Annotated in this window: 18 protein-coding genes and 1 pseudogene; 9 read left to right on the plus strand and 10 right to left on the minus strand. The window is 69.0% G+C overall.

Annotated features, from left to right (window positions below; all coding sequences use genetic code 11):
• Nucleotides 1-158: 158 nt before the first annotated feature.
• Together sitA6 and sitI6 are read left to right on the plus strand one after the other, a co-directional pair.
• Nucleotides 159-661: pseudogene (sitA6, locus tag Q664_RS63240) on the plus strand (SitA6 family polymorphic toxin lipoprotein).
• Between the two features lie 4 nt (nucleotides 662-665).
• Nucleotides 666-1,382 (plus strand): SitI6 family double-CXXCG motif immunity protein, encoded by a 717-nt coding sequence (gene sitI6, locus Q664_RS47945; protein WP_043413124.1) that lies wholly within the window; start codon nucleotides 666-668, stop codon nucleotides 1,380-1,382.
• Between the two features lie 14 nt (nucleotides 1,383-1,396).
• Here the strand turns inward: sitI6 and Q664_RS47950 are convergent, their stop codons facing one another.
• Entirely contained in the window at nucleotides 1,397-1,867 is a 471-nt protein-coding gene (locus Q664_RS47950) for a hypothetical protein (RefSeq protein WP_043413126.1), read from the minus strand.
• A 303-nt stretch (nucleotides 1,868-2,170) separates the two neighbouring features.
• On the opposite strand from Q664_RS47950, the gene Q664_RS47955 reads away from it, so the two are divergent.
• The 6 genes from Q664_RS47955 to Q664_RS47980 all read left to right on the plus strand — a co-directional run bounded on the left by Q664_RS47955 (nucleotide 2,171) and on the right by Q664_RS47980 (nucleotide 9,312).
• Complete coding sequence (locus tag Q664_RS47955) at nucleotides 2,171-3,250, plus strand: type III polyketide synthase (RefSeq protein ID WP_043413129.1); 1,080 nt, start codon at nucleotides 2,171-2,173, stop codon at nucleotides 3,248-3,250.
• Nucleotides 3,244-3,816 (plus strand): isoprenylcysteine carboxyl methyltransferase family protein, encoded by a 573-nt coding sequence (locus Q664_RS47960; protein WP_043413131.1) that lies wholly within the window; start codon nucleotides 3,244-3,246, stop codon nucleotides 3,814-3,816. The genes Q664_RS47955 and Q664_RS47960 overlap by 7 nt, the downstream gene beginning before the upstream one ends.
• Nucleotides 3,809-4,087, plus strand: coding sequence for an acyl carrier protein (locus tag Q664_RS47965; RefSeq protein ID WP_043413134.1), 279 nt, complete (start codon nucleotides 3,809-3,811; stop codon nucleotides 4,085-4,087). The genes Q664_RS47960 and Q664_RS47965 overlap by 8 nt, the downstream gene beginning before the upstream one ends.
• Nucleotides 4,084-5,838: a fatty acyl-AMP ligase gene (locus Q664_RS47970; RefSeq protein ID WP_043413137.1), complete on the plus strand. Its 1,755-nt coding sequence runs from the start codon at nucleotides 4,084-4,086 to the stop codon at nucleotides 5,836-5,838. Before Q664_RS47965 ends, Q664_RS47970 begins: the two co-directional genes overlap by 4 nt.
• Complete coding sequence (locus tag Q664_RS47975; RefSeq protein WP_043413139.1) at nucleotides 5,835-6,932, plus strand: NAD(P)/FAD-dependent oxidoreductase; 1,098 nt, start codon at nucleotides 5,835-5,837, stop codon at nucleotides 6,930-6,932. Before Q664_RS47970 ends, Q664_RS47975 begins: the two co-directional genes overlap by 4 nt.
• Before the next feature lie 247 nt (nucleotides 6,933-7,179).
• Complete coding sequence (locus Q664_RS47980; protein ID WP_235217165.1) at nucleotides 7,180-9,312, plus strand: M36 family metallopeptidase; 2,133 nt, start codon at nucleotides 7,180-7,182, stop codon at nucleotides 9,310-9,312.
• Nucleotides 9,313-9,467: 155 nt separating this feature from the next.
• Here the strand turns inward: Q664_RS47980 and Q664_RS47985 are convergent, their stop codons facing one another.
• Nucleotides 9,468-10,592, minus strand: a complete 1,125-nt coding sequence (locus Q664_RS47985) for a bifunctional UDP-sugar hydrolase/5'-nucleotidase (protein WP_235217166.1) — start codon at nucleotides 10,590-10,592, stop codon at nucleotides 9,468-9,470.
• Nucleotides 10,593-10,925: 333 nt separating this feature from the next.
• On the opposite strand from Q664_RS47985, the gene Q664_RS47990 reads away from it, so the two are divergent.
• Nucleotides 10,926-11,813 carry a zinc metalloprotease gene (locus tag Q664_RS47990; RefSeq protein WP_043413141.1) on the plus strand — a complete coding sequence of 296 codons (888 nt, stop codon included), beginning with the start codon at nucleotides 10,926-10,928 and terminating at the stop codon, nucleotides 11,811-11,813.
• Nucleotides 11,814-12,193: 380 nt separating this feature from the next.
• Here Q664_RS47990 and Q664_RS47995 read toward each other — a convergent pair whose 3' ends face one another.
• The 8 genes from Q664_RS47995 to Q664_RS48030 all read right to left on the minus strand — a co-directional run bounded on the left by Q664_RS47995 (nucleotide 12,194) and on the right by Q664_RS48030 (nucleotide 21,985).
• Nucleotides 12,194-13,102 carry a zinc metalloprotease gene (locus Q664_RS47995; protein ID WP_043413144.1) on the minus strand — a complete coding sequence of 303 codons (909 nt, stop codon included), beginning with the start codon at nucleotides 13,100-13,102 and terminating at the stop codon, nucleotides 12,194-12,196.
• Nucleotides 13,103-13,352: 250 nt separating this feature from the next.
• Entirely contained in the window at nucleotides 13,353-14,237 is an 885-nt protein-coding gene (locus Q664_RS48000) for a zinc metalloprotease (protein ID WP_043413146.1), read from the minus strand.
• 241 nt (nucleotides 14,238-14,478) lie between these two features.
• Complete coding sequence (locus tag Q664_RS48005; RefSeq protein ID WP_052519621.1) at nucleotides 14,479-16,311, minus strand: fatty acyl-AMP ligase; 1,833 nt, start codon at nucleotides 16,309-16,311, stop codon at nucleotides 14,479-14,481.
• Between the two features lie 62 nt (nucleotides 16,312-16,373).
• Nucleotides 16,374-17,432 (minus strand): type III polyketide synthase, encoded by a 1,059-nt coding sequence (locus Q664_RS48010; protein ID WP_043413148.1) that lies wholly within the window; start codon nucleotides 17,430-17,432, stop codon nucleotides 16,374-16,376.
• Complete coding sequence (locus Q664_RS48015; RefSeq protein ID WP_043413149.1) at nucleotides 17,429-17,773, minus strand: acyl carrier protein; 345 nt, start codon at nucleotides 17,771-17,773, stop codon at nucleotides 17,429-17,431. Before Q664_RS48015 ends, Q664_RS48010 begins: the two co-directional genes overlap by 4 nt.
• A gap of 241 nt (nucleotides 17,774-18,014) precedes the next feature.
• A complete protein-coding gene (locus Q664_RS48020; protein WP_052519622.1) occupies nucleotides 18,015-19,808 on the minus strand; it encodes a methyl-accepting chemotaxis protein in 1,794 nt (597 codons plus the stop codon).
• A 147-nt stretch (nucleotides 19,809-19,955) separates the two neighbouring features.
• Nucleotides 19,956-20,693, minus strand: a complete 738-nt coding sequence (locus Q664_RS48025) for an SDR family oxidoreductase (protein WP_043413152.1) — start codon at nucleotides 20,691-20,693, stop codon at nucleotides 19,956-19,958.
• Between the two features lie 8 nt (nucleotides 20,694-20,701).
• Complete coding sequence (locus Q664_RS48030) at nucleotides 20,702-21,985, minus strand: UbiA family prenyltransferase (protein ID WP_043413155.1); 1,284 nt, start codon at nucleotides 21,983-21,985, stop codon at nucleotides 20,702-20,704.
• Nucleotide 21,986 lies beyond the last annotated feature (1 nt).

Below are 21,986 nucleotides of genomic sequence, written 5' to 3' on the forward strand. Positions count from 1 at the left end.
ACGGTGCATGGCCGAGGCACCTCAGCAACCGGCGTGCCTCCGACGATTCCCGGGTGTGCTGTCCACCCGGCGACGGCTGGGTCCCCTTCTTTGTCACGCACGTGGAAGAGAACTGCCCAGCCTGTTTCCCGGGCGACGTGTTCTAGAGTCCGTGTTCCATGGGGAACCTGTCGAGAATCTGTCTATTGTGGGTCGGGTTGCTGGCCGCGTGTGCGACCTCGAGTTCCACCGTTCCCGAGAGCAACGAGACGCCGGAAGTGGTGGCCTCCTGGGAAGCGGGCTGTGAGGACGAGCACAGTCTTGTTCTGCTGTGTCGCGAGGATGGAGAGGAGTGCGGCTTCTTTCGTTGCCGGGAAGTGGTGCCCCGCGATGAGGTGCTGCTGGCATCCCGGGGCGGGGCGCCCCTCTACATACCGGGTCCTTCATCCACTCCGCGCGGGTGGAGGGGCCGTCCTATTTCACTATTCTCATTCCCGAGCACGTTCATATCCGCATTCACAGTGGAGGACCCCGTGGCGGCCTGTGGAACATGGCATGGCAACAGTTCAAGGATGCCAACCCGAGTGCGCCGGCAGAGGCCATCTACCGCCACGCAGGAGAGCTGATGTTCCGGTTCGAGTTGACCGGGCCCGTCGTGCCGTATGCCAGAGGGGGAAGGTGAGCGGATGACGAAGTTCTATTGGCTCCGGTTTCCCGAGCAATCGCGCTACACGGGCAACCTCAGTGCCCGGCACAAGTGGGGCGCACTGCCCGGGCTCCGTTGCCCGGAATGCGGAGCCACATGGGCCGGAAGTGCAACGGCCTATCCGAGCGCCGACTTGTCCTCCCTGCCGGAACGCGAGGCGTATGAGAAGCCACGGCCAGAGCCGTTCGATGAATTCGTCCGGCTTCGCGAGCGGGAGCGGCCCCTCGTACCGCCGGGAGCCCAGTTGCTTCCAGGCGCTGAGTTGGGGCCCCTGGTGGGCACGGCCACTGGGACCTTCAGCCCTCTCTTCTTCTATTTCGCCGAGATGCCGTTGGTACAGCGTGAGGCCTTGGAGCGGTTGCAGGCGGAGGGAGTGCGTGGCTTGCGCGGCTTTCCCACCGAACTGCGCTTCCGGCAGAAGAATCACCCGGAGTTGCTCGAACTGGAGATCCTGCCCCATGGCCGGCTGCATCCGGACTGCACGCCGGAGCGGCCCCCGCCCTGTCCGAAATGCGGGCATGACTATTTCACCCGCCCGGCTGACCCCATCCTCGACGAGGCTTCGCTCCCGACGCACACCGACCTGTTCCGGTTGACCGACTTCGAGACGATGCTCATCGGCACCGAGCGTCTGGTGGATGCCGTGCGGCGCCTGGCTTTGGAAGACGTCGACATCCGGGCGCTGCCACTGCGCTGAGTTGTTTCCCGGGCTCAGACTTCCTCGTCGGGCAGGAGGGTGAGCAGCAATGCGTCGTCGGGGCCGAGTGGCCTCCAACCGGCAGGAGGCGGAGAAGCGCGAAGAACCACCCTGGCCTGCTCGACGCGCTTCTCATGGGTCTCTGGGGTGTAAGCGGACCACGCGCCGATTGCCTTGGCCACCTTGAAGCGGTTGGTGTCATCCATCACGGCCGGCCATCCCGCGGGGAGGCTCTGGGACAACATGCGCACGAACACACTGCGCACCAAACGAGTGACCTGCTTGCGCCGCTCAGCTTCGGCGAGCAAGCCACTGAACACCTGCACCCCGGCGATATCGTCCGGACCAAGCTCCTCGGCCAGCTCCACCAATGAGGCCGTAGGGCGAGCCTCGGCGAATGCGGTGAGTGAATCGTAACCACGCTCGCGGACCCGCTCGTACAGGCGCGCCTTCACGTTGCCCTGCCACGCACGTCCGTCGCTCATCGCCTTCTCCAGCGGATGAAGTTCGTATGCACCCAAGCCATCTGAAGTAAGTCCGTGCAGGGGTCTGTCCTCAGCTCTGAGCGCAGGAGGGGCGCCTCCGGGCGCGGTCTTCTAGAACTTGTCCAACAGTTGGACAAGTTCGTGAAAAGCGCGCACGGCAGGTGGGCTGAGCCTTCCTCCTGTTCGGGGCGAGGTGTTGTGAACCAGACGACACGTGCCCTCGCCGCTTTCGAGCTTTTCCCCATTGCTCGCACCCTCGTGGGTGAGCAACCGTCGCTCTCTACCCTTTCAGGGACGGCGCCGATGAACTCCGCATCAGGTCAGGACTCTCTTCCAGTCATCCGCGCGGTGGAGCGAATGCTTCCTCCCCACTACGCCCGTCAGGACCAGATCATCGGTGCCCTGCGGGAGCTCTGGGCCACTCGCCACTACAACCTCGAGCGGCTGGAGGACCTGCATCGCTCGGTGCGGGTGGACGGGCGCTTCCTCGCGCTGCCCATCGAGCGGTACCCCGGGCTCGTCACGTTCCAGCAGCGCAACGACGCATGGATACAAGTCGCCACGGACCTGGGCGAGCAGGTGGTGCGCAAGGCGCTGGACCGCGCGGGGCTCACTCCCCAGGACGTGGACCACGTCTTCTTCGTCACCGTGACGGGCATCGCCACGCCGAGCATCGAGGCCCGGTTGATGAACCGGCTGGGCATGCGTCCGGACATGAAGCGCACGCCCATCTTCGGGCTCGGCTGCGTGGCGGGCGCGGCGGGCACGGCGCGGGCCTCGGACTACCTCCGGGCGTGGAAGGGCCACACGGCGCTGCTCATCTCCGTGGAGCTGTGCTCCCTGACGCTGCAACGCGAGGACCTGTCCATTCCCAACATCATCGCCTCGGGACTCTTCGGGGATGGGGCCGCGTGCGTGGTGCTGCGGGGCGGGGAGTGCCCGGACGCCGGCCCGCGCGTCGTGGCCACGCGTTCGGTGATGTACCCCAACACCGAGCGCATCATGGGCTGGGACGTGGTGGACACGGGCTTCAAGGTGGTGCTGTCGGCGAAGGTGCCGCAACTGGCGCGCGAGTTCATCCGCCGGGACGTGGACGGCTTCCTCGCCGAGCACGGCCTCACGCGCGAGGACGTGAAGCACTGGGTGGCGCACACCGGTGGCCCCAAGGTGTTGCAGTCCTTCGAGGAGGCGCTGGAGCTGCCGCCGGAAGCACTCGCTCGCTCGTGGGCCTCGTTGCGCGAGGTGGGCAACCTGTCCTCGGCCTCGGTGCTCTTCGTGCTGGGGGAGATGCTCGAGTCGGGCGAGGCCCGGCCCGGGGACTGGGGTGTGATGATGGCCATGGGCCCGGGCTTCTGCGCCGAGCTGGTGCTGCTGCGATGGTGAGCACGCTCGGGGGATATCTCGGCTTCCTGGGGCTGCTCGGCGCCGAGCGCCTGGTGGAGCTCGTCATCTCCAAGCGCAACGCGGCGCGGGCCTTCGCGCGCGGCGGGGTGGAGACGGGACAGCGGCACTACCGGGTGATGGTGGTGCTCCACTCGCTCTTCCTCGTGGCGTGTGTGGCCGAGGGGGTGGGGCTCTCCCGTCCGTTCCCGGGGGCGCTCGGCCTCGGGGCGCTGGGCGTGGCGCTGGTGGCGCAGGCGCTGCGCTACTGGGCCATCGCCTCGCTGGGAGACCGCTGGAACACGCGCATCATCGTGGTGCCCGGCCTGGAGCCGGTGACGCGCGGGCCGTACCGCTTCCTGCGCCACCCCAACTACGTGGCGGTGGTGCTGGAGCTGGCCGCGGTGCCGCTCATCCACGGGGCCTGGGTGACGGCCCTCGTCTTCTCGCTGGCCAACGCCCTGCTGCTCCGCGTGCGCATCCGCGCCGAGGAGGAGGCGATGGGCGCGCTCTATGCCGAGGCTTTCGCCGACAAGCCTCGCTTCATTCCGGAGGTGCCCCGTGGTTGAGAACGAGCTCGCCGTGCTTCGGGAGATTCGCCGCATCGTCTCCCAGGAGTTGGAGTGGGAGGGGGAGGTGGAGCCCACGCACCACCTGCTGAAGGACCTGCAACTGGACAGCATGGGGCTGACGGTGCTGGCGGTGGAGCTGGAGAATCACTTCCGCATCCGTCTGTCCGCGGAGGACTCGGTGGGAGTGAACACCGTGGGGGACCTGATGCGCCTGGTGGCCACGCGGGCCGCCGGAGAGCCTCGGGCGGCCGCGGGAGGTGCCCCGTGAAGGGCCCTGCGCTGCCGGCGCTGAAGCATGCCACCGTCAACGAGGCCCTCGCCGCCGCGGCCCGGACACCGCGGGGGCTCGTCTTCGTGGACACCAGCGAGCGCGAGACGCACCTGCCCTGGGCACAGGTGTATGGGCGGGCGCGCCGCTTCGCCGCGGGCCTGAGGCGCCTGGGCGTGGCTCCGGGGGAGCGCGTGGCGTTGGTGCTGCCCACCTCGCCGGGCTTCATGGATGCCTTCTTCGGCGCGCTGCTGGCGGGCGCGGTGCCGGTGCCGCTCTACCCGCCGGTGCGGTTGGGACGGCTGGAGGAGTACCACCGCTCCACCGCGCGCATGCTGGAGGTGTCGGCCGCGGCGGTGGTGCTCACGGACGCGAAGGTGCGGCTGCTGCTGGGCGAGTCCGTGGCGGCGGCGCGCCCGAGGCTCGGCTGTCACACGGTGGAGGAGGTGGCGCGCGAGGAGGGGGACCTGGCCGAGCGCGTCTCGCCCGGGTCGCTCGCGCTCATCCAGTTCTCCTCGGGCTCGACGGTGGACCCGAAGCCGGTGGGGCTGCGGCAGGGCCAGTTGATGGCGCAGCTCGCGGCGCTGGAGGCGGAGCTGCCGCCGCCGGTGGACCGGACGCCGGTGGGCGTGTCCTGGCTGCCGCTGTACCACGACATGGGCCTCATCGGCTGTCTGCTGTCGGCGGTGTACTACCCGGGCGGCATGGTGCTGATTCCCCCCGAGGTGTTCCTCGCGAGGCCCGCGCTGTGGCTGCGTGCGCTGTCGAGGCACCGGGGCTTCGTCTCGCCCGCGCCCAACTTCGCCTATGGGCTGTGTCTCAAGCGGGTGAAGGACGCGGACCTGGAGGGGGTGGACCTCTCGGGCTGGACGCACGCGCTCAACGGCGCGGAGCCGGTGTCGGTGGAGACGCTGCGGCTCTTCTCCGAGCGCTTCTCCCGGTGGGGTTTCCAGCCCGGGGCGTTGCGGCCGGTCTACGGGTTGAGCGAGGCCACGCTGGCCGTCACCTTCCCGCCGGCGGGGCGGGGGCCGCGCGCGCTGGGGGTGGACGCTCGGGTGCTGGCCACGGAGCGGCGCGTGGTGGACGGCTCGCGCGAGGTGGTGTCCGTGGGGCGTCCGGTGCCGGGCTTCGAGGTGCGGGTGCGCGACGAGCTGGGCCACGTCCTGGAGGAGCGGCGGGTGGGGCGGGTGTTCGCGCGAGGGCCGTCGGTGATGGCGGAGTACGTGGGCCACCCGGAGGCGACGGCGCGCGCGCTGGACGCCGAGGGCTGGCTGGACACGGGAGACCTGGGCTTCGAGGCGGAGGGGGAGCTGTTCCTCACGGGCCGCGCGAAGGACCTGGTCATCATCCGGGGGGCCAACCACGCGCCGCAGGAGTTCGAGGAGTGCCTGGAGGCGGTGGAGGGCCTGCGCACGGGCTGCGCGGTGGCGCTGGGCTTCACGCCCGAGGGGGAGAACGACGAGGCGCTGTTGCTCCTGGCCGAGCATGCGCCGGGCGCGGAGGTGGAGGGCCTGGAGGAGCGGATTCGCGAGGCGGTGCTGGCGGGCACGGGGGTGAAGGCGCACACGGTGCGGGTGGTGGAGCCGGGGACGCTGCCGCGCACCTCGAGCGGGAAGCTGCGCCGGAGCGAGGCGTTGCGGCGTTACCTGGCGGAGGAGCTGACGGCGCCGAAGAAGGTGGGGACGGTGGGGCTGGTGGTGGAGATGGCGAAGAGCGCGCTGGCCTTCGCCCGCTCGGGGCGCGACGGGTGAGTGCCTCCTGGGACGTGGTGGTGGTGGGCGGAGGGCCCGCGGGGCTGGCGGTGGCGCTCACCACGGCGAAGCGGGGGCTGAACACGGTGGTGCTGGAGCGCGCCGCCGTGCCGCCGGACAAGGCGTGTGGCGAGGGGTTGATGCCCTCGGGGGTGGCGGCGCTGGAGCGCTTCGGGGCGCTCGCGCTGCTGGACCGGCGTGAGTGTGCCCCGTTCGTGGGCATCCGCTACGTGCAGGAGGACGGGAGCGGCGCGGAGGGGCGGTTGCCGGCGCCCGGGGGCCTGGGGGTGCGGCGGGTGGCGCTGGTGACGGCGATGGCCGCGAGGGCCCGGGTGCTCGGCGTGGAGCTGCGCGAGCACTGCGCGGTGGTGGGCCAGCGGCGCACGGGGGACGGGTGGGAGGTGGAGACGGCGGCCGGGCCGTTGCGGGCGCGGATGCTGGTGGCGGCGGACGGGCTGGCCTCGCCGCTGCGGCGCGCCGAGGGGTTGGAGTTGGAGGTGGCGGGGCCGAGGCGCTTCGGGTTGCGGCGGCACTTCCGGATGAAGCCGTGGGCGCCCTTCGTGGAGGTGCACCTGTCGGATGGCGTGGAAGCGTACGTGACACCGGCCGGAGAGGAGCGGGTGGGCGTGGCCTTCCTGTGGACGGACGGGCTGCCGGGGCGCATCGGCTTCGACTCCCTGCTCACGCGCTTTCCCTCGCTGGCGGAGCGGGTGGAGGGCGCGGAGCCTGACTCGAAGGCGCGGGGCGCGGGGCCGCTGGCGAGGGCGGCGCGGGCGCGGGTGGCGGACCGCTTCGCGCTGGTGGGAGACGCGGCGGGGTACGTGGACGCGGTGACGGGGGAGGGGCTGTCCCTGGCCTTCACGTGCGCCGAGGCGCTGGGGAACCTGCTGCCGGACGCATTGGCGAAGGGCGGCTCGCGCGAGTCCCTGCTGCCCTACGAGCGGGTCTTCCAGCGCGCGTTCCGCAAGTACGCGTGGCTGACGGGGGCCATGCTGATGTTGGCGCGCAGGCCCGCGCTGCGCCGTCCCCTGGTGCGCTGGCTGGGGACGAATCCGCGCGTCTTCGAGCGGATCCTCGCCCACGCCATCGTGTAAGCGCGCCTGGCTCTCGTCAGCGCTCCAGCCCCACCCGCACGGCGCCGTGGCCGGTGCCAGCGGGGCGGGGTCTCCCCTTTTGCTCGGGTGTCGAATTTCCGGTCCTGACGAAAAGGTACGGAGATGACGCAATCCGGCTTTCTTTCCGTTTCCCAGTTTCTTATAAAGTGAGAGTTGTTCGCGTTTTTCGTCCACCGAGTGCTCACCGGGAGAAGAGATGCGTCTGCGCAACGCAGTGATTGGGTTTGTGACGTTTTCAAGTGTGGCCAGCGCCGCCCCCGCCTCGGGTGACGAGGTGGCGGAGTCGCGGGCGCGGGTGTTCCGGTCGGAGCGAGCCCTGACGGCGCCGTCGCGCTCCGGGGCGAGCGCGATCGCGTCCGGCTTCCTGCGCTCGCGGGGGGCCTCCGAGGTGACCGTGGGCTCCCTGCGCGCGAGCGAGGCGCGCCAGGGTGACATCACCCACGTCCGTTTCGAGCAGTACGTGGGGGGCCTGCGCGTTCACGGGGCCTACGCCAAGGCGGCGGTGAACGGCCAGGGCGAGCTGATCCACTTCATCGACGGCACGGCGGCCGCGGGCCCGGTGGTCTCGGCGCGCGTGTCCGAGTCCGACGCGGTGGGCCTCGCGCTGCGCCACCTCTACCCCGAGCTGCGCGACACGCAGCCGGCGGAGCAGTCGCGCGAGGGCAACACCGTCTCCTTCTCGGGTGGCGTCTTCTTCCACCGCAACCCGACGGCCGAGCGCGTCGCCTACGTGGCGGCCAACGGCATGCTCCGCACGGGCTTCCTGGTGGAGACCTGGACGGCCAGGAGCAATCAGCTCATGCACACGCTGGTCAGCGGCGAGGGCCGGGTGCTCTCCACCGAGTCGCGCACCGCCAACGACCGGTACAACGTCTTCACGAATGATCCGATGAAGACCCCGCAGGCCATCATGACCGGCGCGGGCACGGGCAACACGCAGTCGCCGCTCGGCTGGCTCAACACCTCGGGTGTCACCACGCGGCTGATCGCCGGCAACAACGTCCGGGCCTACCTGGACACGGACGCGAACAACGCCCCGGACACCGGTGGCACCTCGGTGTCGAACGGGGACTTCCTCGCCGTGGCGGACCTGGCCCAGGCGCCGACCACCAACCTCAACCGCGACGTGTCGGTGCAGAACCTGTTCTACCTGAACAACGTCATCCACGACACGCTCTACCGCTACGGCTTCAACGAGGCGGCGCTGAACTTCCAGGAGAACAACTTCGGAAAGGGCGGCGCGGGCAGCGACTCCGTGGACGCCGAGGCGCAGGACGGCAGCGGCACCGACAACGCGAACTTCTCGACGCCGGCCGACGGCTCCAACCCGCGCATGCAGATGTACCTGTGGACGGGGGTGGGCACCCACCAGGTCAACGTGCAGCTGCCGACGTCCATCGCCGGCAACTACGTGGCGCAGGGCGACGGTGAGTTTGGCCCGGCGCTCACCACCACCGGCGTCACCGGTGACATCGTGCTCGTCAATGACGGGGTGGGCACCACCAGCGACGGCTGCGAGGCCATGGCGTCCGGCTCGCTCACCGGGAAGATCGCCCTCATCGACCGCGGCGTCTGCGGCTTCTCGGTGAAGGTGAAGAACGCGCAGCTCGCGGGCGCCAAGGGGGCCATCATCGCCAACAACGCGGGCGATGGCGTGATGACGATGGGTGGCGCGGACACCACCATCACCATCCCGTCCGTGTTCGTCGGCCAGACGACGGGCGCGACGCTGCGCTCGGTCACCGGCGTGTACGGCACCATCCGCAAGTCGCCGTCGGCGCCGCTGCAGCGTGACTCGTCGGTGGACTCCGACGTCGTCTACCACGAGTACGGGCACGGCCTGACCTGGCGCATGATCGGCTCGATGAGCGGCCCCATCTCCGGCGCCATCGGCGAGGGCATGAGCGACGTGCTGGCGGTCATCCTCAACGACAACGACCGCGTGGGTGAGTACTCGGCCTCGAGCGACCTCGGCATCCGCAGCGCGCCGTACACCAACTACCCGCGCAGCTACGGTGACGTGGCGGGCACCGGGGTGCACTTCGATGGCGAGGTGTACGGTGCGATTGGCTGGCAGCTGTGGCTCAACTTCCAGGCCGCGGGCGTGTCCAAGGACACGCTGATGACCTACCTGGTGGACGGCATGAACTACACGCCGGCCGCTCCGTACTACGAGCACATGCGCGATGGCATCCTGCAGTCGGTGGCCAACGCCGGCAACGTGCACCGCTGCCTGGTGTGGGACGCGTTCGCGAAGTACGGCGTCGGCGTCGGCGCGCAGGGGAGCATCAAGCGCGTGAAGGGCGTGTCGCAGCCGTCGATCATCGAGTCATTCGTGAAGCCGTCGGAGTGCCCGTAACGCCCGGCATCCTTCATAGAAGGTAGAAGACCCAGGCGGGTGCCCGGAGACGGGCACCCGCTTTTTTCAGCTCCAGGTGAGCCCGGAACGCCAGACGCCGGAGCGCGGTGGGCACTCCGGCGTCGGGGCTTCGGGCTTCGAGCGCGGCTCGCTCGTCAGGGCTGGGCGTTGGCCGAGCCGCTCGGCTCTATCTGCTCCACGCGCCGCTTCAGCACCGGATCATCCGCCACCGCCTCGCCCAGGGTGATGTAGGAGAGCTGGTGGGCGCGCCCGCCAGCGGGAGGCTTCACGTCCAGCTCCGACTCGAGCTGCCGCATCCGGCCCTCCAACTCCACGATGGTCTGGGTGAGCTCGCCGCGCGTCCGCTCGTCCTTCGCGCTGGCCAGCTTCTCGTGGGCCTTGAGGAGGTTGCCCTCCACCACCACCAACTGCTGGCGCGCCCGCGAGCCCGAGCCCAGGTCCTTCGAGGGCCCCGGCCCCTCCACGCTCAGCTCCAGCCGGGTGAGCTGCCGCCCGAGCCCTCCCGCGGGGAAGACGGCGGCGTGGCTGCCCACCAGCTCGCCAATGCCGATGCCCTTGGCGTCGTGGGACTGCACCACGAAGTCCACCGCGTCCTCGGCCAGCAGGGCCAGCTTCACGGCCTCCTGGTAGGGCACCGCCGCCAGCACCACCACCAGGTCCACCTTCTTCGTCTTGCGCAGCTTGCGGGCCTCGGCCAGCGCGCTCTCCACGGCGGGCTTGCCCTTCAACCCGGGCTCCCCGGTCACCGTGCCCTCGGGGGACACGCCCACCACGCCCACCTTCAGTCCCCCGGCCTCCACCACCAGGGTGGCCGGGAAGGGCGCCTTGCCGGCCTTGTCCACCAGGTTGGCGGACAGCAGCTTCATCTTGCGCCCCTTCGTGGCCTTCTGGAGGTAGGGCAGTCCGTGCGACAGGTCGCGCTCTCCCACCGCCATGGCCACCGTGCCCTGCGCCTCCATCTGCTCGAGCACCAGCTCCGCCCGCTGCTCGAGCAGCTCATCCGCCCGGCGGCTGGTGTCGCGGAACAGCGCGTTGCCCGAGTCCATCAGCACCGTGGGCAGGCCCCGCGCCCGCTCCGCCGCGATGGCCGTCTTCCTCCGGGACAGCCCTCCCTGTGGCTCCTGCTTGCAGCCGCACGGGGCGATCTCTCCCCGGTTGTCTCCGGTGAAGAGCAGCACCAGTCGCTTGGGTGCCGCCATCGCCCCCAGGGGCATCAGCAGCACCACGGCCATTACCATCCATGAGAATCGCGCCTTCACTTCTTCTCCTCGCACGCGCACGGGCCTGGGGCCCTTCGTGGCGCCTCGAATGCTACGCCAGACTCTTCCGCATCCGGTCCCGGCTCCTGGCCCTTCCTCCCCGGCACCCGGATGGAATGTAAGTAGTTGCGAGTGCAACTATTGACGCGCCGGACAATTCATTGGGCATACAAATTTTGACGCGGAAGGTAGTGGTTGTGGCTTCAACAAATGCCGCGCGTAGTCAAGTAAAACCGGCTTAAAAAAGAATAAAGGGTTTGATCATTTTATCGGATCACTTTAAAAGACGAGTCCCCTTCAATTGGCACCCCCGGTTGGGAAAGGTGGATTCACATGCGGATGATCAAGACGGTTCTGGCGTTTGGCGCGATCGCGGCGATGACGGGCTGCGGCCCCGTGGATGAGGCGGAGCAGGTGGCCGCCGAGAACGTGGACACCCAGGCGGTTCCCGCGGGCCGTCAGTGCGGCGCCGAGGAGTTCGACTCCGAGCAGGTGGCGCAGATCGAGGCCCGCTTCGAGGCCCTGAAGGCCCGTCAGGCGATGGGTGGCACGGTGCACGCCCAGGCGGTCTCCATCCCCGTGTACTTCCACATCATCCGCAGCTCCACTGGCGCCGGCGGCGTGACGTCCACGCAGATCAACCAGCAGATCACCATCCTCAACAACGCCTACGCGGCGGCTGGCTTCAGCTTCTATCTGGCCGGCACGGACACCACGAACAACGGCACCTGGTACACCTGCACCGGTGGCTCGTGTGAGACGCAGATGAAGCAGGCGCTGCGCAAGGGCACGGCGACGGCCCTCAACTTCTACACCAACAACATGGGCGGCGGCCTGCTGGGCTGGGCCACCTTCCCCTGGAGCTACAACGCCACCAACAAGATGGACGGCGTGGTGGTGCTGCAGAGCTCGCTGCCCGGCGGCTCCGCGTCCCCCTTCAACCTGGGTGACACGGGCACGCACGAGGTCGGCCACTGGATGGGCCTGTACCACACGTTCCAGGGCGGCTGCGCGGCCCCTGGCGACAGCGTGAGCGACACCCCGGATGAGGCCTCGCCCGCTTCCGGCTGCCCGACGGGCCGCAACACCTGCTCCACCGCCGGCAACGACCCCATCGACAACTTCATGGACTACAGCGACGACGCCTGCATGAACAAGTTCACGGCTGGCCAGAACAGCCGCATGAACAGCATGTGGACCTCGTACCGCTCGGGCCGGTAGTCGGCCCTACTCCGAGACGGCTCTCGTCCCGGACTCGAGCAGCGGGTCTCCCACGTGAGTGGGGGCCCGCTGTTTGTCTTTGCGGGTGGGGGTCACGAGCGGTGCCGCGCACCGGGCGCCCGTGGAGACTCCCTCTCCCCCTGGGAGAGGGTTGGGGTGAGGGTCTTCCGCCCGTTCGCGCGGATGGGAACTCGAACGGGAAGCCGGGTGAGGGCGGTGGCGAGCCGCGATGCGCGCCGGGGTCGGGCACACGAAGGTGACGACCCTCACCCCCCGCCCTCGGCCAGGGGGAGAGGGAGCATCGCGCGGCCCCCGCAAAAGCAAGACGCCGGAGCGCTCGAGGCGCTCCGGCGTCGGGACTTCAGGACTTCAGGCGCGGACTACTTGCCCTGGCGGTAGGTCACCCAGAACGAGTCCATACGGGCGATCTGGCCGGCGCTGAACGTGTTCATGCAGGCGTCGTCGGTGTAGTCCATGAAGTTGGTGATGGGATCCAGGCCGGCCGAGGAGCAGGTGTTGCGGCCGGTGGGGCAGCCAAAGGCGGCGCTCTTCTCCGCCGGGGTGTCGCTCACGTAGTCGCCGCCGTTGGTGGTCGACTTGGCGCAGCCGCCCTGGAACGTGTGGTACAGGCCCAGCCAGTGGCCGACCTCGTGGGTGGCCGTGTCGCCCAGGTTGTACGGAGCCGCGGAGCCGCCGGGCAGCGAGGTGTTCAGGATGACCACGCCGTCATCCTTGGGGGCGCCCGCGTACCAGTTGGGGAAGGTCGCCCAGCCGAGCAGGCCGCCACCGGGGCTGCTGAAGTACATGTTCAGGTCGTCCGCGGTGCCCTGGCGCAGCGCGTTCTTCATGGCCGCCTCGGCCGTGGTATCCGGGCCGGCGGTGTACCAGGTGGAGTTGGTGGTGCGGTCCGTGCTCACCAGGGTGAAGCGGAACGGGGTGTTCGCGTAGGCCGCGTTGAGCACCGCCATCTGGTTGGCGATCATCGTGTCGGAGATGTCACCGTTGGACGCGCCCGTGCCCTTGTTGATGACGTGCACGTAGGTGTTGATGTTGATGGAGCCAACGGCCGCCATCGCACCGCGATACTGGCTGAGCATCGCCTGCACGGACTCGGTCTCGCTCTCGGACGGGGTCGGCGTGGCGCAACCGTGCGCGTCACGCGTCGCCTGCTGCGCGGGCTGCTGCTCCTCGGCCGGCTTCTGCTCGGCGCTGGTGCAACCCCCCAGCGCGACGATGGCACCCAGGACCACAGCGAACTTTCCACCCTTCGAGATAACGCTACGGGACATTTCCATCTCCTCGGAAATAGTTGCTGCTTCTTCTATCTCAAGAATAAGGACCAAGCAAGGGGCCCTGCGCTTTTACTGAAATGTTCCTCTCATCAGGAAATGAGGAAATGAGAGTGGGACATGCCGAGCGTGGAATCCGGGTGAAAACCGGGACTGTGCGTGAAGGGGGCCGCACGAAAAAGCAGAACGCCGGAGCGCTTGGAGGCGCTCCGGCGTCGGACTTCCGGGACTCGGGACTTTCAGGCGTGAATCACAGGCCGCGGTACTGGGCCACCAGCGCGTCGGCGCGGTCGGCCTGGCCGGCGGAGAACGTGTTCATGCAGGCGTCGTCGGTGTAGTCCATGAAGTTGGTGATGGGATCCAGGCCGCCACCGGAGCAGGAGTCGCGGCCGGACGGGCAGCCGTAGGCGGGGGAGGCCTCGGGCGCGGTGTCGCTCACGTAGTCACCCGAGCCGGTGCAGCCACCCTGGAAGGTGTGGTACAGGCCCAGCCAGTGGCCGGCCTCGTGGGTGAGGGTGTCGCCCTGGTTGTAGGGGGCCGCGGTGCCGCCGGGCACGGAGCTGTAGAGGATGACCACGCCGTCCATCTTCGGGCTGGAGGCGTAGCTGGAGGGGAAGGTCGCCCAGCCCAGCAGGCCACGGCCCATGTTGTTGGAGTAGACGTTCAGGTCGCCCGCGCCGCCAATGCGCAGCGCGTTCTTCATCTTCGTCTCGCAGCCGCCACCGGCGCAGCCGTACCAGGTGGAGTTGGTGGTCCGGTCCACGCCCGCCAGGGTGAAGGTGAACGGGGTGTTGCGGTAGGCGTCGTTCAGCACGGCGATCGACGAGTCGATCTGCGTCTGGGGAATGTCACCGTTGGCGATGCCCGTGCCGTTGTTGATGACGTGCCAGTAGACCTTGATGTTCACCGAGCCGTTGGCGCGGGCGGCGGCCTTCACGCGGCCGGAAATCGCCTGCTCCACCGTGGCCTTTTCGGTCTCCGTGAGGTCCACGGTAGCGCAGCCACTCCGGGTGGCCTGCTGCGCGGGCTGCTCCTCGGCCGGCTTCTGCTCGGCGCTGGTGCAACCACCCAGGGCGAGAACCGCGCCAACGACGACCGCGAACTTGCCACCCATCGAGACGACGCTACGGGACATTTCCAGCTCCTCGGGAAAAGTTCTCCAGTCTTATATTCAAAGAAAACGAGGAAAGCAAGGGAGCAAGCGGCTTTTCTGGAATGTTCTGGCTCCATGGATGTGGGGAGGTATCCGCGAGCCGGGAGGAAGAGGTAATTCGGGGGAGACGCGCGACCTGGGGTGAAGGAGGCCGCACGAAAAGCGAAACGCCGGAGCGCTCGAGGCGCACCGGCGTTGGCCTGGCGGGGAGGTGGGGTGGGGGTCAGTGGACGATGGACTGACGGGCGGGCGGCGTCACCAGCAGGGAGAGGTTCTCGAAGGCCTCGATGTTCTGCCGGATGTAGGCGCGTTTGATTTTACCGCTGGTCGTCTTGGGGAGGGTGTGGGGGGCCACGGGGACGACGCGGTTGGGGCGCACGCCGGAGCCCTGGTAGACCATCTCCTCCACGTGCTTGCACTGCTGGCGGAGCACGTCGGGCCGGGTCTCGGTGCTCTCACAGAGGATGACGATGTCCTCGGTGCCCGTCTGGAGGTTGTTGACGCCCACGGCGGCCACGCAGCCGGCGCGCACCCCGGCCACCTGGGCGGCGGCGCTCTCCATGGTGTACGGGTGGTGGTTCTCGCCCGCCTTGATGATGAGATCCTTGCTGCGCCCGCAGATGAAGAGCTGGCCGTCGGCGAGGTAGCCCAGGTCCCCGGTGTGCAGCCAGCCGTCGCGCAGCACGGCGTCGGTGGCCTCCGGGTTCTTGAAGTAGCCGCCGAAGAGGGACGTGCCACGCAGGAGGATTTCGCCCTCGTGGCGCTCGCCCAGGGCGCGGCCCTCGTCGTCGACGATGCGGATGTCGATGCCGCGCAGCACCCGGCCCACGCTGAGCACGGTGAGCGTGTCCGGGCCGCCCTCGTGCACGGGCACGGCCTGCCGCCTGGAGGCCAGCGCCGAGCGGGAGAGGGTCTCCAGGCGCACCGGGTCGTTCCGGTCGCGGATGGAGATGCCCACCACCATCTCCGCCATGCCGTAGGCGGGCCGCCAGGTGTCCGGCTCGAAGCCGTGGGGCTGGAAGCGCTCGGTGAAGTGGCGCACGGTGTCGGCGTGGATGAACTCGGCGGCGTTGTAGGCCCGCTCCCAGGCACTGAGGTCCAGGCCCTCCAGCTCCGCGTCCTTGATGCGTTTGACGCACAGCTGGTAGGCGAAGTTGGGCGCGAAGGACGAGGTGGCGCGGAAGTAGTGGATGGCCCACAGCCAGCGCGCCGGCTTGAGCAGGAAGCCGAAGGGCGGCAGCAGCGCCGTGGGAATCCCGTGGACGAAGGAGGCCAGCGTGGAGGCCACCAGTCCCATGTCATGGAACAGCGGCAGCCAGCACACCATCAGGTCATCCGAGTCCCACTGGCTGATCTCCCCCATGGCCGCGCAGTTGGCGAACAGGGCGCGGTGGGAGATTTGGATGCCCTTGGGGGCGTCCGTGGTGCCGGAGGTGAACTGGATGAAGGCGGTGTCGTCGGCGTTGGAGGTGGGCGGCTCGAAGGGCGCGGCCTCGCCGGACAGCTCCTTCACGGTGGCCACGAAGAGGGCTCCGTCGGACGCCGGATCCAACAGGGCCTCGTGCGCCAGGTCCGCGAAGTCCGGGTCGATGAGCATGGCCCGCGCCTCCAGCAGGCGCAGCTTCACCCGCAGCCGCTCGCCCCAGGCGCGCACGGACACCTTGGAGGAGGGCAGCTCGATGAGGCAGGGCGTGGCGCCCACCAGGCCGCAGGCGAAGAAGCTCTCGAGGAACTCGGGGCTGGTGTCGAAGGAGAGCACCACCTTGTCGCCCTGCCGCACGCCGCGCGCGTGCAGGTGGGCGGCGATGCGCAGCGCGTTGTGGTGCAGGTCCGCCGCGGTGAGGACGGTGAGCTTCTCCTCCAGGTCCGCGAAGTAGAAGAGGGGCTGCGAGGGGCGGGTGCGCGCCCAGTGCGCCACGGCCTCGGCGAGCGTCTGTACCGGCGCCACGTGGGCGCGGGTGGGCCCCCGCTGGGAAATCTCCCGGCTGGGGTGGCGTCCCACGCCGGGGCCCAGTTGCACGGACCCCGTCTGGCGGCGCAGCGGTTCCTGGCTCATCGCTGTCTGACTCCCGGTGAGAACCGGTGGTGAAGAACCGGCGGTGGAGATCCTGCCTGGACTCAGAAACGGACCAGCATGCCCTCGACGGTGAGGCCGGGGCCGAAGCCCATCATCACGCCGTACTCGCCGCGCTGGGGCTTGTCCGTCTTCAACGCCTCTTCCAGCACCAGCAGCGCCGTGACGCAGCCGCAGTTGCCGTACTCGCTCAGCACGTGCCAGCTCGCGCGCATGGCCGACTTGTCCAGCTTCAGCTGCCGGGCAATGGCCTCGAGGATCTTCGGTCCGCCCGGGTGGATGAGCCAGTGCTTGATGTCCGCCTTGCCCAGCTTCTCCGGGCCCAGCAGCTTCTCCAGGAAGGCGTCGATGTGCTCGGCCAGCACGAAGGGCACGTACGGCGACAGGGTCATCTTGAACCCGTCGGTGTACATGTGCCAGCCCATCAGCTCGTTCGTCTCGTAGAGCTGCTCGGTGTGGGAGCGGATGAACTGGACGCCCTCGCCGTCCGGGGCGCTGCCCATCACCAGCGAGCACACCGCGTCCCCGAACAGGCCCATGATGACGGCCTGCTCCGGATCCGCGTCATTGCGGAACTGCAGCGAGCTGAACTCGGAGGCGTTGGCGATGACGTACTCGTCCGGGCGCGCGGCGATGCTGTCCATGGCCGTGCGCAGCACCGGGAAGGCCGCGAAGCAGCCCATGTGTCCCACGAAGGTGCGGCGGATGCTCGACTTGAGTCCCAGCTTCTTCGCGGTGAAGAGATCCAACCCCGGGCCCGAGTAGCCCGAGTTGGTGGTCATGGTGAAGGCGCCCACCTTGGAACGGTCCAGGTTCCCCAGGGCCTTCTCCACGGACTCGCTGGTGATCTCCAGGCCCACGCGCTCGAAGACGCGGATGCGATCACTGATGCCGCGGTTGCCGTCCTTGAGCTCCACGCGCGGGTCCCACGCGAAGTGGCGCCGGCGCACGCCCGTGTTCTTGATCATCCGCTCGGAGTTGGGCAGGTCCTTGTACCAGTGCTTGAGCAGCCCTTCGTACATCTCCTCCTGGGTGAGGGAGAGCGGCGGCGTGGCCGAGGCGATGGACAGCAGCGTGGGACGCAAGGGTGCTGCCCGGCTCATGCGACCTCCACCTCGAGCCCGGCCGGCCCGGCGTTGGAGAGGTGCGTGGCGCGGCCCTCGGGCAGCTCGGCGGGAACGTGGCGCACCATCCGCTCGTCGATGAAGTCCACCAGGCTGCCCACCGTGTCGTGCCCGCGGCGCGACGCCTTGATGTACCAGGGGGTGAACTCGATGTCGGCCACTTCGTCCTTGAGCCGGGAGATCATCGACTCGAGATGGAAGGAATCCATGCCCAGATCATACGTCATGGATGCGAACTCGCTCACGTCGTCCGGGAACAGGCCCTGGTTGGTCGCCAGGATGATGTTGCGGACGTTGTCGAGAATCTCCTGCCGGTGCATGTGGACCTCCCGCTCAGGGCGAGTCAGCTGGTGGCCCCCCTTGCGACGATGACAACAGATTACAGGGTGCTACGGTATTTGGTCAACCTGTAATTTTCGTGCAAGCCTGGAATAAGAAAAGCTGACGCGATGTGTCACCCTCGGAGTCCCAACGGCGGGGGTAGTCCGGTGTAGACAGAAGCATCCTGTGCATCACGGGAAAGAACGAAAAGCCCGGGAAGACCTGTACTCCGGGGAGGGGCTATTCGACGTGGTACTGGCCGGCGACCTGGCTGACCTGGTGGGAGACCTTCTGGAGGGTGTCCGCGGCCTCCTGGGTGGACTCCAGCCGCTCCATGGCCTGGTCCATGCTGCGCGACAGGTCGGCGATGGCGTTGAAGATTTGAGCGAAGCCGGCGTTCTGCTGGCTCACGGCGACGGTGATTTGAGTCACGGCCGAGGCGCTCTCGTTCACCATGGAGGAGAGCTGGCGGAGGCTGTCGCCGGAGGTTTTGACCTTGCCGAGGCCGCCCTCGACCTGGGCGGCGCTCACGTCCGTCATGGCCACGGCGTCGCCGATGGCGTTGCCCACCTCGTCGAGGATGTTGCTGATGCGGGTGGTGGAGCGGATGGACTGGTCCGCGAGGGTGCGGATTTCGCGGGCCACCACGCCGAAGCCCTTGCCGTGCTCGCCGGAGCGCACGGCCTCGATGGCGGCGTTGAGCGCGAGCATGTTGGACTGGTCGGCCAGGTCCTTCACCGTCTGGGTGATTTCGCCGATCTGCACGGCGCTGGCCTGCAGGCGCTCCATCTTGCCGCGGATGGCGAACACCGAGTCGCGGATGGCGCTGAAGCCGGCGATGGTCTGTTCGATGGCCAGGGTGCCGGCGCGGCTGAGCTCCTCGGCGTGACGCACCACGTTGAGCACCTCCTGGGCGCGCTGGGCGGTGAGATCCGAGGTCTGTTTGATCTCCTGGGCGGTGACGTTGGTTTCCTGGATGGCGGTGGCCTGCGTGGTGAGGGCGCGGCGCTGGGCCTCGTTGGCGTTGCGCAGGGTGGCGCCGGCCTCGACGAGCTGGTTGGCGGACTGCTGGAGGTTGCGGGGCAGGGCGCTCAGCTGCAGGACGATGGAGTTGAGGCCGAAGGCCAGGTCGCCGATCTCATCCGTGGACACCCACTGGGGCGGACGCACCTTGCCCACGGAGAGGCCCTCGATGGCCTCCAGCACGGAGAGGGAGCCGCGCTCCTGGCGGCGGGCCAGCATCCACGCGGAGACGGTGGGGATGGTGAGCAACAGGAGGGCGAGCACCGCGACGGGCACGCTCAGCTCCTCGAGGAGCGAGGAGGACATTCCCTCCATCATCAGGGCGGCCTGGTGCTGGCCGGCGGCCTGGAGGTCCTCGATGTAGCGGCGCTGCACGTTGTTGGACTGCACGGCCACGGCCACGCCGCCGAGGACGATGAGCGAGAGCACGCAGACGGCGAAGGCGTAGGGGAGGAACCAGGACTGGCGCACCCAGAAGAAGCCGCCGCTGATGACGCGCAGGTGGGGGTGGCGCTGCTGCTCCTCGAGGGCCAGCGGCTGCACCCAGCGCTCGATGACGATGCCGGCGGGGAAGGCCAGCAGGACGCCGACGGCGAGGCCGACGAGACCGCCCCAGACGGCCAGCTTGAGAGCCTTGCCGAACCACAGACAGACGCCGGTGCTGAAGAAGGTGGCGCCGGCGGCGTAGGTGCCCACCAGGTTGTAGAAGGCCAGGCGCCAGGGCAGCTTGAGGATGCGCACCAGCCGCAGCCCGGGCCGCTCCCCGGGGTTCACGCGCAGCGCGGTGCCAACGAAGGTGTTGATGATGATCAGCGGGCAGAGGACGGCGAAGAGGAGCAGCGTCGGCGGCAGCAGCCAGAAGAGCGCGCGCGAGACCTGATCGCCCTCGAGTCCGAGCACCATGCCCAGCAGGTAGGCCACGAAGGGGGCCAGGGGCAGCGCGCAGGCGCGCATGAGGGCGTCGATGCGGCTGGGCAGGGAGCTGTTGCTCGACGACTTGAAGATCGCCATGTTCGAGACCTGGACGCTATCACCTTTCCACCCCCCGTGGCGGGACGGCCCGGGAGGAGGGAGGGAGGTGGAGGCGCCGGCCCGCCGTGAGAGGTAGGGGGGGCCGCCTGCCCGCCCGTCACCCGGGCCGGGAGGCCCCGCCGGGCGTCACAGCTTCATGCGCTTGAAGACACGCTCGGGGATGCCGCGGATGGCGAACATGATGGGGGCCCAGAAGCCGGGCAGGTACACCTCGTCCTTGCGCGCGTCGGCCGCGCGGACGATGCCCCGGGCCACCTTGTCCGGGGTGGCGAAGAGGGCGTTCTTCTTCATGTCCGCCGTCATGGGCGTGTCCACGAAACCCGGCTTCACCGTCACCACCGCCACGCCCGAGCGCGCCAGCCGGTTGCGCAGCCCCTGGAGGAACACGCTCAGTGCGCCCTTGGAGGCGCCGTACACGTAGTTGCTCTGCCGCCCCCGGTCTCCCGCGACCGAGGAGATGACCACCAGGGTGCCCGCCTTCTGTGCCTCGAAGCGGTTGGCCAGCGGCGTCAGCAGGGACACCGCGCTCAGGAAGTTGGTGCGCAGCACCTTCTCCGCCTCCGCGTACGAGCGCTGGGCGGCCTCCTGGTTGCCGAGAATCCCGTGGGCGAGCAGTGCCCCGTCCAGGCCTCCGAGCGCCGTGGCCGCGCGCTCCACCAGCGCCTCGTGCTGGGCGAGGTCGTCCAGGTCCAGCGCCTCGGTGTGCACGCTGGCGGCGCCCTTCGCGCGCGCCTCGTGGGCGGTGGCCTGCAACCGCTCGGGGTTGCGGCCCACCAGGTAGAGGGACGCGCCCCGGGCCGCCAGCAGTTGCACCGTGGATTGAGCAATGGCGCTCGTGGCGCCGAGGACGATGACCTTCTTCATGGACTCCCTCATGTCGCGGCCAGCAGCACGCCCATGGCGATGAGCCCCACCACGTAGCTCACCTTGTCCTTCAACGCGAAGACCAACGGGTCTTCATTCACGAGGCCGCGGTGGGCCAGCAGCCACACCCGGCCCACCCAATACAGCATCACCGGGCACAGCAGCCACAGCCGTTCCGGGGACAGGTAGAGCACCGTCACTTCCTTGCTGGTGATGTAGAGCGCGAGCACCAGCACGGACAGGTAGCCACTGGACACCCCGAGGACGGCGAGCTGCTCGTAGTCCCCGGCCACGTACCCCCGGCCCGGCGCGGCGGACTCGTTGGCCTGCCGCAGCCGCCGCACCTCGCTCAGCCGCTTCACCAGCGCGAGCGAGAGGAAGAGGAACATGGAGAAGGAGAAGAGCCAGCTCGAGGTGGGGACGCCCACCGCCAGGGAGCCGCCGAAGATGCGCACCGTGTACAGCCCGGCGAGCACCAGCACGTCCAGCATCATCACCTGCTTGAGGTGGAACGAGTACGCCAGCGTCACCGCGTAGTAGGTGGCGAGCAGGGCCAGGAAGGTGCGCGGCAGCAGCAGCGCCACCGCCGCGCCGGAGCCCAGCAGCAGGGGCGCCAGCCACAGGCCCGCGCTCACCGGCAGGTCCCCCGAGGCGAAGGGCCGCCGCCGCTTGGTGGGGTGCTTGCGGTCCGAGTCCAGGTCCAACAAGTCGTTCAGCACGTACACGCTCGAGGCGCACAGGCTGAAGGAGACGAAGCCCAGCACGGCCCGCACCAGCAGCGGCGCGTCGAGCGCCTTGTGCGCGGCCAGCAGCGGGACGAAGAGGAGGATGTTCTTGGCCCACTGGTGCACCCGCAGCGCCTTGAGCAGCGTGCGTCCGAGCGGCTTGGAGGGCGCGGTGCGGCGTGCCTCCTCGTGGGGCTCGGTGAAGGGCTCGCCCCGGGCGTGGACGGCGTCGAAGAGGCCCAGGTGCGCGGCCACCGCCTCCGCCACCTTCCGGTCCGCGGACGTGGCCAGCACCACCCGGCGGCCCCGCGCCTTCTCCTCGGAGAGGTGCGACAGGAGCACCTCGTCATAGGGCAGCAGCGCCACGTCCAGCTCCACCCGCCGCGCCACCTCGGCCCGGAGGAAGGAGGGGCCCCGCAGGCTCCACGCCAGCACCGCCGGGGCCAGGTACGGCTGGAGCTTGAGCAGCCGCAGCAGGCCCTCGTGCAGCGTGTCCGTGCGCACCAGCACCCCGTCCAGCTCGACGGCGAGGGGGCGCGTGTCCGGGGAAGGGGTGGACGAGGCCATG

This window comes from Archangium violaceum Cb vi76 (assembly GCF_000733295.1).
In the GTDB taxonomy this organism is placed as follows: Bacteria; Myxococcota; Myxococcia; order Myxococcales; family Myxococcaceae; genus Archangium; species Archangium violaceum.

Bases quoted from the DNA above. Each gene is read 5' to 3' on its own strand.
- sitI6 (WP_043413124.1), top strand. From the start codon at position 666: ATGACGAAGTTCTATTGGCTCCGGTTTCCCGAGCAATCGCGCTACACG.
- Q664_RS47950 (WP_043413126.1), bottom strand. From the start codon at position 1,867: ATGAGCGACGGACGTGCGTGGCAGGGCAACGTGAAGGCGCGCCTGTAC.
- Q664_RS47955 (WP_043413129.1), top strand. From the start codon at position 2,171: ATGAACTCCGCATCAGGTCAGGACTCTCTTCCAGTCATCCGCGCGGTG.
- Q664_RS47960 (WP_043413131.1), top strand. From the start codon at position 3,244: ATGGTGAGCACGCTCGGGGGATATCTCGGCTTCCTGGGGCTGCTCGGC.
- Q664_RS47990 (WP_043413141.1), top strand. From the start codon at position 10,926: ATGCGGATGATCAAGACGGTTCTGGCGTTTGGCGCGATCGCGGCGATG.
- Q664_RS47995 (WP_043413144.1), bottom strand. From the start codon at position 13,102: ATGTCCCGTAGCGTTATCTCGAAGGGTGGAAAGTTCGCTGTGGTCCTG.
- Q664_RS48000 (WP_043413146.1), bottom strand. From the start codon at position 14,237: ATGTCCCGTAGCGTCGTCTCGATGGGTGGCAAGTTCGCGGTCGTCGTT.
- Q664_RS48005 (WP_052519621.1), bottom strand. From the start codon at position 16,311: ATGAGCCAGGAACCGCTGCGCCGCCAGACGGGGTCCGTGCAACTGGGC.
- Q664_RS48010 (WP_043413148.1), bottom strand. From the start codon at position 17,432: ATGAGCCGGGCAGCACCCTTGCGTCCCACGCTGCTGTCCATCGCCTCG.
- Q664_RS48015 (WP_043413149.1), bottom strand. From the start codon at position 17,773: ATGCACCGGCAGGAGATTCTCGACAACGTCCGCAACATCATCCTGGCG.
- Q664_RS48020 (WP_052519622.1), bottom strand. From the start codon at position 19,808: ATGGCGATCTTCAAGTCGTCGAGCAACAGCTCCCTGCCCAGCCGCATC.
- Q664_RS48025 (WP_043413152.1), bottom strand. From the start codon at position 20,693: ATGAAGAAGGTCATCGTCCTCGGCGCCACGAGCGCCATTGCTCAATCC.
- Q664_RS48030 (WP_043413155.1), bottom strand. From the start codon at position 21,985: ATGGCCTCGTCCACCCCTTCCCCGGACACGCGCCCCCTCGCCGTCGAG.